This window comes from Planococcus sp. BI3, from assembly GCF_056680115.1.
On record NZ_CM155266.1, the window covers coordinates 2,197,751 to 2,211,128 of the forward strand.

At 46.1% G+C, this 13,378-nt stretch carries 11 protein-coding genes; 3 read left to right on the top strand and 8 right to left on the bottom strand.

The window, feature by feature from the left end:
- Positions 1–132: 132 nt before the first annotated feature.
- From AC1MEO_RS10960 to AC1MEO_RS10980, 5 genes are all read right to left on the bottom strand, one after another.
- Entirely contained in the window at positions 133–1,092 is a 960-nt protein-coding gene (locus tag AC1MEO_RS10960) for a siderophore ABC transporter substrate-binding protein (RefSeq protein WP_480330318.1), read from the bottom strand.
- A 22-nt stretch (positions 1,093–1,114) separates the two neighbouring features.
- On the bottom strand, positions 1,115–1,876 hold the full coding sequence (locus tag AC1MEO_RS10965; protein WP_480330320.1) for an iron ABC transporter ATP-binding protein: 762 nt from the start codon (positions 1,874–1,876) through the stop codon (positions 1,115–1,117).
- Positions 1,873–2,823 (bottom strand): iron chelate uptake ABC transporter family permease subunit, encoded by a 951-nt coding sequence (locus AC1MEO_RS10970; protein ID WP_480330322.1) that lies wholly within the window; start codon positions 2,821–2,823, stop codon positions 1,873–1,875. Before AC1MEO_RS10970 ends, AC1MEO_RS10965 begins: the two co-directional genes overlap by 4 nt.
- The gene (locus tag AC1MEO_RS10975) at positions 2,816–3,766 is read right to left on the bottom strand and encodes an ABC transporter permease (protein ID WP_480330324.1); all 951 of its coding nucleotides are present in this window, start codon (positions 3,764–3,766) and stop codon (positions 2,816–2,818) included. Before AC1MEO_RS10975 ends, AC1MEO_RS10970 begins: the two co-directional genes overlap by 8 nt.
- A gap of 268 nt (positions 3,767–4,034) precedes the next feature.
- Positions 4,035–4,898 (bottom strand): DUF6612 family protein, encoded by an 864-nt coding sequence (locus AC1MEO_RS10980; protein ID WP_480330326.1) that lies wholly within the window; start codon positions 4,896–4,898, stop codon positions 4,035–4,037.
- A 213-nt stretch (positions 4,899–5,111) separates the two neighbouring features.
- On the opposite strand from AC1MEO_RS10980, the gene AC1MEO_RS10985 reads away from it, so the two are divergent.
- Positions 5,112–6,830 carry an ABC transporter ATP-binding protein gene (locus AC1MEO_RS10985; RefSeq protein WP_480330328.1) on the top strand — a complete coding sequence of 573 codons (1,719 nt, stop codon included), beginning with the start codon at positions 5,112–5,114 and terminating at the stop codon, positions 6,828–6,830.
- 658 nt (positions 6,831–7,488) lie between these two features.
- Here AC1MEO_RS10985 and hflX read toward each other — a convergent pair.
- Both hflX and AC1MEO_RS10995 read right to left on the bottom strand, forming a co-directional pair.
- Entirely contained in the window at positions 7,489–8,760 is a 1,272-nt protein-coding gene (gene hflX / locus AC1MEO_RS10990) for a GTPase HflX (protein ID WP_480330330.1), read from the bottom strand.
- A 77-nt stretch (positions 8,761–8,837) separates the two neighbouring features.
- Positions 8,838–9,551: a VOC family protein gene (locus tag AC1MEO_RS10995; protein WP_480330332.1), complete on the bottom strand. Its 714-nt coding sequence runs from the start codon at positions 9,549–9,551 to the stop codon at positions 8,838–8,840.
- 197 nt (positions 9,552–9,748) lie between these two features.
- On the opposite strand from AC1MEO_RS10995, the gene AC1MEO_RS11000 reads away from it, so the two are divergent.
- Positions 9,749–11,299: a BCCT family transporter gene (locus tag AC1MEO_RS11000; protein WP_480330334.1), complete on the top strand. Its 1,551-nt coding sequence runs from the start codon at positions 9,749–9,751 to the stop codon at positions 11,297–11,299.
- Between the two features lie 69 nt (positions 11,300–11,368).
- Here the strand turns inward: AC1MEO_RS11000 and putP are convergent, their stop codons facing one another.
- A complete protein-coding gene (putP, locus tag AC1MEO_RS11005) occupies positions 11,369–12,889 on the bottom strand; it encodes a sodium/proline symporter PutP (protein ID WP_480330336.1) in 1,521 nt (506 codons plus the stop codon).
- Positions 12,890–13,000: 111 nt separating this feature from the next.
- Between putP and AC1MEO_RS11010 the strand changes: the two genes are divergently transcribed.
- Positions 13,001–13,363 carry a DUF2188 domain-containing protein gene (locus tag AC1MEO_RS11010; RefSeq protein ID WP_480330338.1) on the top strand — a complete coding sequence of 121 codons (363 nt, stop codon included), beginning with the start codon at positions 13,001–13,003 and terminating at the stop codon, positions 13,361–13,363.
- Positions 13,364–13,378 lie beyond the last annotated feature (15 nt).

Sequence of the window (13,378 nt, forward strand, 5' to 3'; positions counted from 1 at the left end):
CCTGCACAAATATTATATACCACTTTTCTCTTCCACCTATAAAATTAAACAAAAAAAGACGAACCCATGACAGGTTCGCTTTCTCTATCTGACAGCATGAATGTAAAACGAACAATCAGCGAGGATTGCTCCTTATTCAAATGCAGATTGTACATCTGTCACCATTTGAGCGACAGACTGCAATCCGCCACCTGACAAGTACCAGAAGTCCGGATCCAAGTAGATGATTTTATCATTTTGAGCAGCATTGGTTTTTTCAACCAATTCATTTTCAAGAGAATCTGCAGCACTTGCGTCGTTTCCAACCGCAGCGTTGCGATCAACCACGAACATCATGTCCGGGTTGGTTTCCAAAATGTATTCAAACGAAATGCTTTGCCCGTGAGTCGAAGCTTCGATGCCTTCGTCGGCTTGTTTCACGCCAAACACGTCATGGATGATGCCGAAGCGTGAAGCAGCGCCATAAGCACTTACTTTTCCTTCGTTAGCAAGAACAATCAATGCTTTTTCATCAGACTCGCTTACTGTCGCTTTCACTTCTTCGATCTGCGCATCAATTGCTGCCAGTTCTTCAACGATTTGGTCTTCTTTACCGAAGATTTCGCCAAGAGTGGTCATGTTCCCTTTGAATGATTCCAAATAATTTTCTGTATCTACAGCCATATGAATTGTTGGAGCAATTTCTTGAAATTCAGGGTACATTTCAGCCTGGCGTCCAGAGATGATGATCAAATCCGGCTCCATTGCATTGATTGCTTCAAAATCAGCTTCTTTTAACGTCCCGACGTTTTCATATTTCTCAACGTCAGCGTATTTATCAAGGTAAGCCGGCAAAGATTCCTGCGGAACTCCAGCAACAGCTTCAACACCTAATTTGTCCATTGAATCAAGGACGCCGTAATCGAATACCACGACTTTTTCAGGGTTCTTGTCGAAAGTTGTTTCACCAAGTTCGTGCGCAAGCGTCATTTCTTCTGTTTCTTCCGCCTCAGCAGTTGCTGTATCGGATTCTGTTGTTTCTTCAGCTGTTCCACAAGCTGCAAGGAAAGCCACCATCATAAGGGTAAATGCTACCAATAACCATTTTTTCATTCTACTTCGAGCTCCTCTTTTTTTAAGAATTGAAATACACACAAATTCGGCAATCATTCATCTGCTGAATCGGAATATCCATATCATAGATTTCTTTTAATGCTGCACTTTGGATGATTTCTTCTGTTGTTCCGTCTTTCACTACGCGGCCATTTTTCAAGGCCACAATGCGGTCAGAATAGACAGATGCGAAGTTGATGTCATGAAGGACAATGACCACGGTTTTGCCGAGATCGTCGACCAAACGGCGCAAAATTTTCATAATTTGGACCGAATGCTTCATATCCAGGTTGTTCAACGGTTCATCCAACAGGATGTAATCCGTGTCCTGCGCAATGACCATCGCGATAAATGCACGCTGGCGCTGTCCACCTGAAAGTTCATCCAGATACGAATCTTCCATTTCCTTCAAATCCATATAGTCGATAGACTGATCGACCATTTTTTCATCTTCGTCATTCAAACGGCCTTTTGAATAAGGAAAGCGGCCAAAAGAGACAAGTTCGCGAATCGTCAAACGGACATTCATATAGTTGGACTGCTTCAAGATCGATACACGTTTAGAGAACTCATTGGATTTCAACTTCTTGGTATTGGTTGAATCAATGAGCACTTCGCCGGTATCCGCATCCAACAGGCGGCTGACCATGGAAAGCAGTGTGGATTTCCCCGCACCGTTCGGTCCGATAAAGGACGTAATCTGACCGCGCTGGATATCAACAGAGACATTTTCCACAACTTGTTTTTTTCCGTATAGTTTTGTCAATTCACGAACTTGGATCATTTAGATCGACTCTCCTTTAATAGTAGGTAGATGAAATAAATTCCACCGATGAAATTGATGATGACGCTCAATGTCGCATTGAAAGTGAAGATCCGCTCCACTACCCACTGGCCGCCGACCAAGGCGACTACACTGATGACAATAGACCCTGTCAATAAAACCGAATGTTTATATGAAGTGAAAAATTGATAGGATAAGTTTGCGACAATCAAACCGAAAAAGGTAATCGGTCCGACCAGCGCCGTGGCAATTGCAATTAGGACTGCCGACAGCACCAGCATTTGTTTTACCAATGCGTCGTAGTTTACGCCAAGATTGATTGCTGTATCGCGCCCCAATGTCAGGACATCCAAAGAGGAATTTTGTTTCCAGGCAAACGCAACCAGCAGCGTGATGATGACCAGTGAGGTCCACACCAAATCCGAATTGACATTATTGAAGCTGGCAAACATCCGGTCCTGGATGATTGAAAATTCGTTGGGGTCGATCAGCACTTGCAGGAAAGTTGTAATACTGCTGAAAAATGTTCCGCAAATGATGCCGACCAACAAGAGAAAGTAGATCGGCCGATCGTTCTTTTTGAAGAGCAAGCGGTAGAATAACAAAGCGAAGATTACCATGACAGCAATCGACAGCAAGAAATTCACTTGCTTGTTTGCGATTGTAATATGATCTGAACCGAGGAAAAAAATCAGCACAGTCTGAAGCAGCATATACAGTGAATCCAAGCCCATGATACTCGGCGTCAGTATTCGGTTATGGGTGATTGTCTGGAAGACGACCGTTGCGTAAGCAATGGCAACTCCCGTCAAAACCATAGCAAACACTTTAACACCGCGCCTTGGCAATGCGTAATCAAAACTGCCATTCAAGTCCTGGAACAGATAAACTCCACAAGCCGCTAAGGCCAATGCGATTAGTATGAGCATTTTATGTAAGTCACGCATACGATTTCCTCCTAAACAACAAGAAGAGGAAAATAAAGCTTCCGATAACGCCGACCATCAAGCTGATGGAAATCTCATACGGGTAAATCATCACTCTTCCCAAGATATCGCACACCAGCAAGAAAATAGCTCCAAGCATCGCTGTATGCGGCAATGTTTTTTGTAGATGATCTCCTTTGAAAATCGATACGATGTTCGGAATGATCAACCCGAGGAACGGGATAACCCCTACCGTCAAAACAACCGTCGCGGTAATTAAGGCCACGAGCACCAATCCGATGTTGACCACACTCCGGTATTTCATCCCCAAATTTTTAGAGAAGTCTTCACCCATACCCGCGACCGTAAACCGGTTGGCGTACAGATAGGCGATGACAAAGACCGGAACGCTGATGTAGAGAAGTTCATAACTCCCCTTCATGACCATCGAAAAGTCACCTTGCAGCCAAGCGGACATATTCTGGATAACATCCGCCCGGTAAGCGAAAAACGTTGTGATGGAAGACAGGATGTTCCCGAACATCAAACCGACCAAAGGAATGAATATGGCATCTTTAAATTTGATGCGATTTAGAATTTGCATGAAAAGGAAGGTACCGGCAAGCGCAAATGCGAAAGCCACTGCCATTTTTTCCAGCATCGATGCGTTTGCGAACATCAGCATCGACACCAGAATCCCAAGCCGAGTGGCGTCAAGTGTACCTGCCGTCGTCGGAGACACGAACTTATTGCGGCTCAACTGCTGCATGATGAGTCCTGCCATACTCATCCCTGCACCCGCCAGCAAAATCGCGACCAGCCTTGGCAGACGGCTGATCAGGAATATCTGTGTCTCTTCCGATTGGAAGTCAAGCAAATCAACGATGCTGATGCTGCTGACCCCGACAAACAAGGAAATGATTGACAGTATGATCAATGTTGGTATTAAATAACGCTTCTTCATTACTGTCCCTCATCTGTCCTCAATAAAACATTATTGATTATTCGATAGTGATAATCATTATCACTGCCGTACAGATTTCAGTATAGCACGGTGAGAAAAAGAGTCAATGAATAATTGAGAATAATTTTCATTTAGATAAGAATAAAAGGCAATTGTCAAAAGTTCGTCAAATAGTCAGAATACAAAACAAGAGCACACCTCTGCGGCGCGCTCTCGGTTTTCTCTTCTATTCATCCTGATTGATCAATTGCTTTGTTATCCCGTACGATTACCCTGCAATTTCCTGTGCCTGCTCGAGCACATCGGCAGGTATGGTGATGGCTTCGATTTCATTGTACTGGCTGTAATCAGCCTCTACATCTGATTTGATATTCATCAAGTCGCCTTCTATATTCATATCCATATCTATTTTTACAGCCACGCTGTTCGTCAGAAATGTTTCTTTATCGATGTTAAGAATGTAGTTTACCGAATGGACAGTCATGTCTTCGAGTGACATCTGCGCTTCGATCTCCATTTGCCCCAATGTTTTATCAAGCTGTTGGTCCATCAACCCCTTGAATTTCTCTCCAGAGGCATCCAGCGTCAAAATATACTCATCCGCAGTTTGTTCAAATGTGAAATCATCCTGGAATTCCGCCAGTTCTTCAAGTTGTTGAGAAGGATCGGCTGTCTGCTGGTCAGCCAGCGCTTTTAAATCTTCAATGCTTTCATCCGGCATTTTCAGCCAGGTCGCCATCGTTTCTTCATACATATACATTCCCTGGTCCGTAAAATACATTTCCATAGTCATTGGATTGGCATTGTCGATATCCTCAGACACAATCGACGTTTCTGCCGTCTGATGGAACGCCAAAGGTTCAGTCGTCATATCCATAGCGGAATCCACTTCCATATTGATCACCATGCCATCCGGCTGCATCGCCATGACCTGATCGGTTACGATATCCGCATGGAGGCCCGTTATGCCTTCAGAAGCCTCCACAGATTTCATATACACCTCTTCAGCTGTCAAATCGCTGTCTTCACCTTTTGCAGCTTCATCTCCAGATGCAGGCTCCGCTGTTTCGCTGCAAGCAGAGAGGCCAATGGCTAAAGTGGCTGTACTCATGAACATGATCCATTTCTTCAAAATATTCGCCCTCCTGTCGATTTGCGTTAACTTGCTTATTGTTTTGCCGATCAATGGACTGGCATTTAAAAGAGTCCATTCATTTCAGGTCTTCTTCTATTTACGTAAACCCTTGAAAAAGGTTTCGTATTCATTGTTTACCCAAATACCATTCGTTTATTTCTTCACTTTCGATTATACTTTTCATGGTGAGAAAAAAACGAGGTGGATTTATTGAAATTAAAACAATTTTTTAAGTACTATAAGCCGCACAAACGGCTGTTTATCGTTGATTTTTCCAGCGCCGTCTTTGTGGCCATCCTGGAACTGGCCTTTCCGGTAGCTGTTCAATGGTTTATAGATGATCTGCTGCCAAGCGGCAATTGGGGAACCATCACTACGGTCAGCTTTCTGTTGCTGGCAGTTTTCCTCTTGAGTACATTTTTACAGTATATCGTCAGCTATTTGGGGCATAAGCTGGGCATCAATATCGAAACAGATATGAGGGAAGAGCTGTTCACCCACGTCCAAAGACAGTCTTTCCGCTTTTTTGATAATACCAAGACCGGCCATATCATGAGCCGTGTCACCAATGATTTGTTCGACATCGGCGAACTTGCCCACCACGGGCCGGAAGATTTTTTCATCGCCATCATGACGTTTTTCGGGGCTTTCGGCATCATGTTCTGGATCAATCCGAAACTGGCCCTTGTCACGCTGATCGTCATTCCGTTCCTGGTTTGGCTCATCACATTCTGCAACGTCAAGATGAACCATGCCTGGGGCAGCATGTACGGGAAAATCGCTGACGTCAACGGCCGCGTGGAAGACAGCGTCTCTGGCGCACGCGTCGTACAGTCTTTTACAAATGAAGAGTTTGAAATCGAACGCTTCAAATCAGATAACGACCGTTTCCGCCTGGCGAAGATGGTTGCTTACAAAGTCATGGCAGCTACACATTCAAGCATCTATATGATGACACGACTTTTGACTTTAGTTGTACTGGTTTATGGAGCATGGCTCAATTTCCAAGGCCAATTATCGTACGGGGAACTTGTCAGTTTCGTGCTATTCCTGAATGTCTTGATCAAACCGATCGACAAGATCAGTGCATTGCTCGAACTTTATCCGAAAGGCATGGCTGGTTTCGGCCGTTTCCGCGAGTTGATTGAACAGGCACCCGACATCAATGACCGCAAAGATGCCATAGCCGTTGAAAAGTTGAATGGAGATATTGCATTTAACAATGTCCATTTTGGCTATGATGACAATAAACCTGTTTTATCAGGAATCAACCTGAAATTGCGCGCCGGGGAAACCGTTGCGTTTGTGGGACCTTCAGGCGCCGGAAAAACGACGATTTGTTCGTTGATCCCCCGCTTTTATGACATTCAGCAGGGAAGCATTTCCATCGATGGCATGGATATCCGCGACATGACCATGCATTCGTTGCGCTCCCAGATCGGCATCGTCCAACAGGATGTCTTCCTATTTACAGGAACCATCCGCGAGAACATTGCTTACGGCAAACGGCATGCCAGCGAAGAAGAAATTTTAGCAGCAGCCAAAAAAGCGCATTTAGAGGATTTCGTCCGGAAATTGCCGCAGGGCTATGATACACAAATCGGAGAACGTGGATTGAAACTGTCCGGCGGCCAAAAACAGCGTCTGGCTATCGCCCGCATGTTCCTGAAAAATCCACCGATCCTGATATTGGATGAAGCCACTTCGGCACTCGATACCCAAACAGAGCGCGTCATTCAAGAAGCATTAGCCGAACTGGCAGAAGATCGCACGACTTTGATCATCGCCCACCGTCTCGCCACAATCCGAGATGCTGACCGCGTGATCGTCGTGACAGAAGACGGGATTGCTGAGCAGGGCGGCTATAGTGAATTGCTGGAAACTGACGGCATCTTCGCAAATCTTCACCGCATCCAGTTTCAGCAATAAGAACCGAAGAAATCGCACCAACAAAAAGATACTAAGATTAGTAGGACGAACCAAGGCATTGGTTTGTCCTACTATTTTTTTATAGTAGAGGTGGACTCTGTCCTGAATGCCTGATCCTTCAGTTGAATTGCTGACGGCGCAGAGGGCGCTTCGGAACTTGCGGCTAGTGTGATCTGCTCACTCATCTCAATGCATTGCTGCAATACCGGACATCGGTTAAAACGACCATCAGCAACCGGGAATTCAGGGAGGTTGCTGGACTCGTTTCGCCGTCGATCGCTTTGAAATTTTTAGCGGGCACCAAAATGGTCCATCAAGGCCGTTTTAAAGACGGCCACTCCGACATTCCGGAAGCATTTTAGCCCGCGGACAGTATTGTGGCGAGTTTGGACCGTATTTCATTCGTTTGGACCGTATTTTTCATAGTTGGACTGTATTCTACCCAACTTGGAAAGTAAGCTCTATTAATGGAATAAAACAATTCTTATTTTCAAATAAAATCCAAAAAAGCTCCACATAATCTCCTGAAAACAGCTGGCATCCGCAAACTGCTTTCAAGGAAAACCGCATACAAAGCGAAAACCGCCGGAGAAAAATCATTGATTTTTCTCCGGCGGTTTTATTTTGGAGACTTATGGGACAGCCTCTTTTTGACTTTCTATTTCCCGATGACGAACTCTTGGTAGCGGTCGTAATCCGCATGGCTCATTTCCACTTTCAACACGGTGCCTTCTTCTTCGTATTCCGTTTCCAGAATAGTGGCTTGTTCGTTCAGATAAGCGACGATGTCTCCGCGGTCAAATGGGATGACCATCCGGCAAGTGACATAATCGGCGAAAATCCGTTTTTTGATGACTTCCAGCAATTCATCGAGCCCCTTGCCTTCTTTTGCAGCAATCCATAAGCCATCACCATTTACGGCCGGATAGCGGACTCCTGCCAAATCCGATTTATTGTAGACATACAAGGTCGGCACATTTTCCACTCCAACAGCCTGCAAGGTCAAATTGGTCACTTCCATCATATAGCGATACTCTTCATTGGAAACATCGACGACGTGCAGCAGCAAATCGGCATTTCGGGCTTCTTCCAATGTGGAGCGGAAAGCTTTTACCAGGTGATGCGGCAATTTGCTGACAAAACCGACTGTATCCGTCAGCAGGAAGCTTTTATTGTCTTCCAGACGGATCTGGCGGACAGAAGTCTCTAATGTAGCAAACAGCATGTCTTTTTCAAATACCTGTTTTTCTTCATTCTGGCCAGTCTTCGCCAGCAAGCCATTCATCACCGTCGATTTCCCGGCGTTCGTGTAGCCGACCAAGGATACGACTGGCATGCCCTTTTTGGTGCGCTGCTTGCGCTGCGTGACACGCTGGTCCTTGATGTGCTCCAGTTCTTTATGAAGCTTCGAAATCTGGTCTTCGATTTTTCGGCGATCCAGCTCGAGCTTGGTCTCTCCGGCACCACGGTTGGCTACGCCTCCGCTGCTGCTGCCTCCCTGGCGGCCAAGCGATGCACGCAAGCCGATTAAACGCGGCAGCATGTATTGGAGCTGCGCCAATTCCACCTGCACCTGTGCTTCACGCGTTTTTGCGCGCCGCGAAAAAATGTCCAGAATCAGCATGGTCCGGTCAATCACCTTACATTCCAGGTCTTCTTCCAGATTCCGAATCTGCGAGGGGGACAACTCATCATTGAAGATCACCAGATTTGCATCCGCTTCTTCATAGAAAGCTTTGATTTCCTCTACTTTTCCGCTTCCCACATAATGGGAAGGGTTGATGCGATCCAGATTTTGCGTAATCTCCCCTACCACTTCCACATTGCAGGCTTCCGCTAAGTTATGCAGTTCTTCCATTCCGTATGCAAAGTGCAGATCTTTTTGAAGCTGGACACCGACAATGACCGCTTTTTCGTGTAATTCATCCATTTATGTTGTCCTCCTATTTCAGGAAAGGAAAATTCCTATTCGATCTCTCCATTTTACCACAGTTTCTCTACTGTCCACTACAGACGGGGCAGCCAGTACCGCCCCTGCTCAAATTCCACCGGGTCGTCGCCATCTGCAAAATGCACTTCTTCCAAACGTTCCTGCGGCTGATCGGTTTTTCTGAATTGGATGCGGCAATTATCCAATTCCAGGCTGCCGCCGAGAATCTTCCGCCAGGCACTGGCCGTTTCTTCCGGATTCCATACGCCAAAAACGCAACGGTCGATTGCCAATAGTTCGTTTGACGCTTGAATAGCTCCAGTCTCCCGCAACTTCCCGTAGCGCTGCTCATCGGTTTCCTGCCATTCAATGAAAAATGGGGAAGGCAACCGGGCTGATACCACTTCTTCGATGAACAACATTTTCCATTTAATCAGTTGTCCTGCTCCAGTCCGGCGTTCTGCATCCAGTACTCCAGAGGTTTTAATTCCGCGTTCTTGCAGGTCTTCATTCACCTTATCGATCGTTGTAGTCCGTACACAAATCGTCCCAAAACCTGCTTGGTCATGCAGCAGCAATCGCGTCAACGGATGCTCAGCGCCCTGTGCAATTTCTTCTTTTTCCACTGCCAGCCATTCAATATAGCAATCTTTCAGATACAGCAGCGCATTATGCGTTCCCCACTTTATGTGCCGGCCTCCGACAGCCGAATGAAACCCTTTGCGGCTCCAGTATGCCGAAGCCTCAACCGGGCTTTGACGGACGAAATGAACGATGTGATCCAACTTCATAAAGCACCCCACTTATTTTTTATGCCATGCTATATCGTTCGCCATTGTTTCCTGTGTTCCCTTTTTACAGAGGAAAGAAAGCTCCTGCCCTATTTTCTGATTATTCTAACAATAAATTTGATTTTTTTACCAAAATGGGTGGTTTTTTTTCTGAATATTCGGTAGGGTAATTATATCAAATCTTCTAGGAGGTCACGATGGATAAAAAACTGTTTCTAAATCCCGTATTTATAGTATCCACCGCCGTCATTCTTGTACTTGTTATTTTAGGCGCGGTCACACCCATTCAATTCGGGGAAGTAGCAGGAAGTCTATTCAGTTTCACCACCTTGAATTTCGGCTGGTTCTACTTGCTCGCCATCTTTATCATTACACTTTTCCTCATCGTCATTGCAATATCCAAATATGGGAGCATCCGTCTTGGCGCCGACAATGACCGTCCGGAATTCCCATTCTTTACATGGGTCGGCATGTTATTTTCTGCCGGTTTCGGAGCTGGCCTTGTGTTCTGGGGCGTAGCTGAACCGATGAGCCACTTTTTCACCACCCCTTTCGGCAATGAAGCACAGACGCCGGAAGCAGCAAGAGTCGCCATGGGATACTCATTTTTCCATTGGGGCATCAGCCAGTGGTCGGTATTTGCCATTGTCGGGCTTGTCATCGGATTTCTCCAGTTCCGCAAAGAAAAACCGGGATTGGTCTCTACAGCCCTTGAGCCGGTACTTGGCAGTAAACCCTTAGTCAAACACTCGATTGATTCCCTTGCCGTCATTGCGACAGTCATGGGAATTGCCACATCCCTCGGATTGGGTGTGCTTCAAATGAACGGCGGGCTAAATGCGGTATTCGGCATTGAAAACGCCTTTCCGATACAATTGGGGATTATCGTTGTCATGTTCATCGCCTATACCATCTCTTCTTCCACCGGCCTAAAAAGAGGGATTGCATACTTAAGTAACTTGAACCTTGGTTTGGCTTTGGTCCTCATGGTATTCGTCTTTATTGCAGGGCCGACCGTCTTTATCATGGAGACTTTCACTTTAGCAACCGGTGACTACATCACCAAATTCATCTCCTACAGTTTGCGTCTTGAGCCTTATGAAGATGGCCAATGGGTTCAGGGCTGGACCATCTTCTATTGGGCCTGGTCGACTGCCTGGTCTCCGTTTGTCGGTGCGTTTGTTGCACGCGTGTCCAAAGGGCGGACCATCCGCGAATTTGTCGTGGGAGTTCTTGTCATTCCCCCGGCCATTGCCTGCGTCTGGATCGCCGTCTTCGGCGGCACAGCACTTTGGTACGATTTGAACCAGGGAACAGCAATTGCCGAAGCAGTCGATAACGACCTGACATCGGCATTGTTCCAGACTTTCGAAGTGCTGCCGTTCACACCCATCATGTCTATTCTTGCAATCTTGCTGATCTTTACCTTCCTCGTGACTTCTGCCGACTCGGCTACATATATTCTGGCGTCGATGACCAGTTACGGAAGCCTGAATCCACCCACAGTCTTTAAAGTTGTTTGGGGGGTGCTGATGTCTGCAATTGCAGCAGTCCTGCTGTATGCCGGTGGACTGGGAGCACTCCAAACCGCTTCTTTGATATCCGCCTTGCCGTTCACGGTATTGCTGATGATTATGCTTTGGTCATTCACTAAAATCATACGTAAAGAAACACCACCTATTCGCGAATCCGATTTAAAGCGATTCAAGCTCATGGAAAAAGAAAACAAAAAACAGAACGATAAATAATCGGATAACCGGCAAAAGGCGTACAGCCCTTCCATTTGGAAAGGGCTGTACGCCTTTTTGTTCGGAGAATTATTTATCTTCGTTGATCAAGCGAACTGTTTCGTCGAATTCTTTATCAATCTGTGCATCTGGTTTGTATGTAACAAGGCTGACAAGCCAAGTAACCAACAGACACAGGAAGAATCCTGGAATGATTTCATAGACACTGCCGATGAAATTCGTTGTTTCAGTAGCGCCAGGCTCGTCTGCAGCAGTACCGATCAGATCCCATACGATGACTGTCACAGCACCGACGATCATTCCGGCTAAAGCACCTTTTGAAGTCAGTTTGCGCCAGAATAACGATAACAGGATGATTGGTCCAAAAGCGGCACCAAATCCAGCCCATGCATAAGCGACCAAACCGAGAATGGTGTTGTTCTGCTCCCATGCCAGGTAAGCGGCAATAACCGCAATCAATGCTACAGCTATCCGGCCCAAGTTTACATAGCCTTTTGCCGATGCTTCTTTTTTGAAAGCGATTTTGTATAGATCTTCAATCAACGCAGATGAACTCACCAAAAGCTGAGAAGAAATCGTACTCATAACAGCTGCTAAAACAGCTGCCAATACAAATCCAGCAATAAATGGATGGAACAGGATCTGGCTCAAATCAAGAAAGACCGATTCCGGATCCACTAACGTTGCTGAAGGGTTTTGCTGGAAGTAAGCAATCCCGATAAGCGCTGTCGCAGTTGCACCAAGAAGGCTGAAAATCATCCAGCCCATGCCGATGCGGCGGGCTACACGAACTTCTTTTAAGGTTTTGATTGCCATAAAACGGACGATGATGTGCGGCTGGCCAAAGTAACCAAGGCCCCAAGCTACCGCCGAAATGACGCCGATTGTCGATGCTCCAGAAACCAGGCTCAACATATTCGGGTCGACTTCACGGATGCTGGCAGCTGTTTCGCCAAATCCGCCTGTAGCAAAAATCCCTACTGCCGGAACCGCGATCAACGCCACTACCATCATGATGCCCTGGACAAAGTCCGTATAGCTGACGGCGAGGAATCCACCGAACAAGGTATAGGCTACGACAACTATCGAGCCCAAGACAAGCCCTAGATGATAGTCCATTCCGAATGAGCTCTGGAAGAACAAACCAGAAGCGACCATACCGGATGATACATAGAATGTGAAAAAGATCAAAATGATAATACCGGCAACAATTCTCAATAACCGTGATTTGTCTTTCAACCGATTTTCAAGGAAACTCGGAATCGTGATAGAGTCACTGGTAACAAATGAGTAAATCCGCAACCTGGGTGCAACAAAGAACCAATTTAAAAAGGCACCGATTGTTAATCCGATTGCGATCCATACTTCAACTAATCCGCCAAGGTAAATTGCCCCCGGCAAGCCGAGCAATAGCCATCCGGACATATCCGATGCACCGGCACTGAGTGCTGCGACTGCTGGTCCAAGCCCCCTTCCACCAAGCATGTAGTCGGATAAGTTTGCTGTTTTCCGATAAGCATACCAGCCAATGAACAGCATGGCCGCAAGATAAATTGCTAAAGCGATGATTTGATAGGTTGTATCTGTCATTTTATCCCCTCCTTGTTTAACAGTGTAACATTCTTGACACATATTAAAAGTCCCATTTTCGGTTTTACAGCCGATAGAACCGGGGAAAAGAATGGCAAGGAGGCGATGATGATGCCATGGAGCAAAGATGATTACCCGGATTCATTCAAAAATTTAGACAGTGCTGTGCGCAACAAAGCCATTGAAATTGCCAACGCGCTGCTTCGTGATGGCTATGAAGAAGGCCGAGCAATTCCGATCGCTTTAGAACAGGCAAAACAAAATGTGGAAGGTGGTGAAGAACGCCCAATCTATGAAATCAGAAAACATGACGAAGGCTGGCAATTAAAGAAAAAAGACAGCAAAAGAGCGATCCTGATCGAAGATACCAAAGACAGCCTGATGGGAGAAGCCAAGCGTTATGTCAACAAGAATCACGGAGAACTCCATATTTACACTGAAGACGGATTCCTGTCGGATACGCTTTACGAATGATTTGGGCACAGTAAA

Excerpts from the sequence above, each read along its gene's own strand:
- AC1MEO_RS10960 (WP_480330318.1), bottom strand. The coding sequence starts at position 1,092 with ATGAAAAAATGGTTATTGGTAGCATTTACCCTTATGATGGTGGCTTTC.
- AC1MEO_RS10965 (WP_480330320.1), bottom strand. The coding sequence starts at position 1,876 with ATGATCCAAGTTCGTGAATTGACAAAACTATACGGAAAAAAACAAGTT.
- AC1MEO_RS10970 (WP_480330322.1), bottom strand. The coding sequence starts at position 2,823 with ATGCGTGACTTACATAAAATGCTCATACTAATCGCATTGGCCTTAGCG.
- AC1MEO_RS10975 (WP_480330324.1), bottom strand. The coding sequence starts at position 3,766 with ATGAAGAAGCGTTATTTAATACCAACATTGATCATACTGTCAATCATT.
- hflX (WP_480330330.1), bottom strand. The coding sequence starts at position 8,760 with ATGGATGAATTACACGAAAAAGCGGTCATTGTCGGTGTCCAGCTTCAA.
- AC1MEO_RS10995 (WP_480330332.1), bottom strand. The coding sequence starts at position 9,551 with ATGAAGTTGGATCACATCGTTCATTTCGTCCGTCAAAGCCCGGTTGAG.
- AC1MEO_RS11000 (WP_480330334.1), top strand. The coding sequence starts at position 9,749 with ATGGATAAAAAACTGTTTCTAAATCCCGTATTTATAGTATCCACCGCC.
- putP (WP_480330336.1), bottom strand. The coding sequence starts at position 12,889 with ATGACAGATACAACCTATCAAATCATCGCTTTAGCAATTTATCTTGCG.
- AC1MEO_RS11010 (WP_480330338.1), top strand. The coding sequence starts at position 13,001 with ATGCCATGGAGCAAAGATGATTACCCGGATTCATTCAAAAATTTAGAC.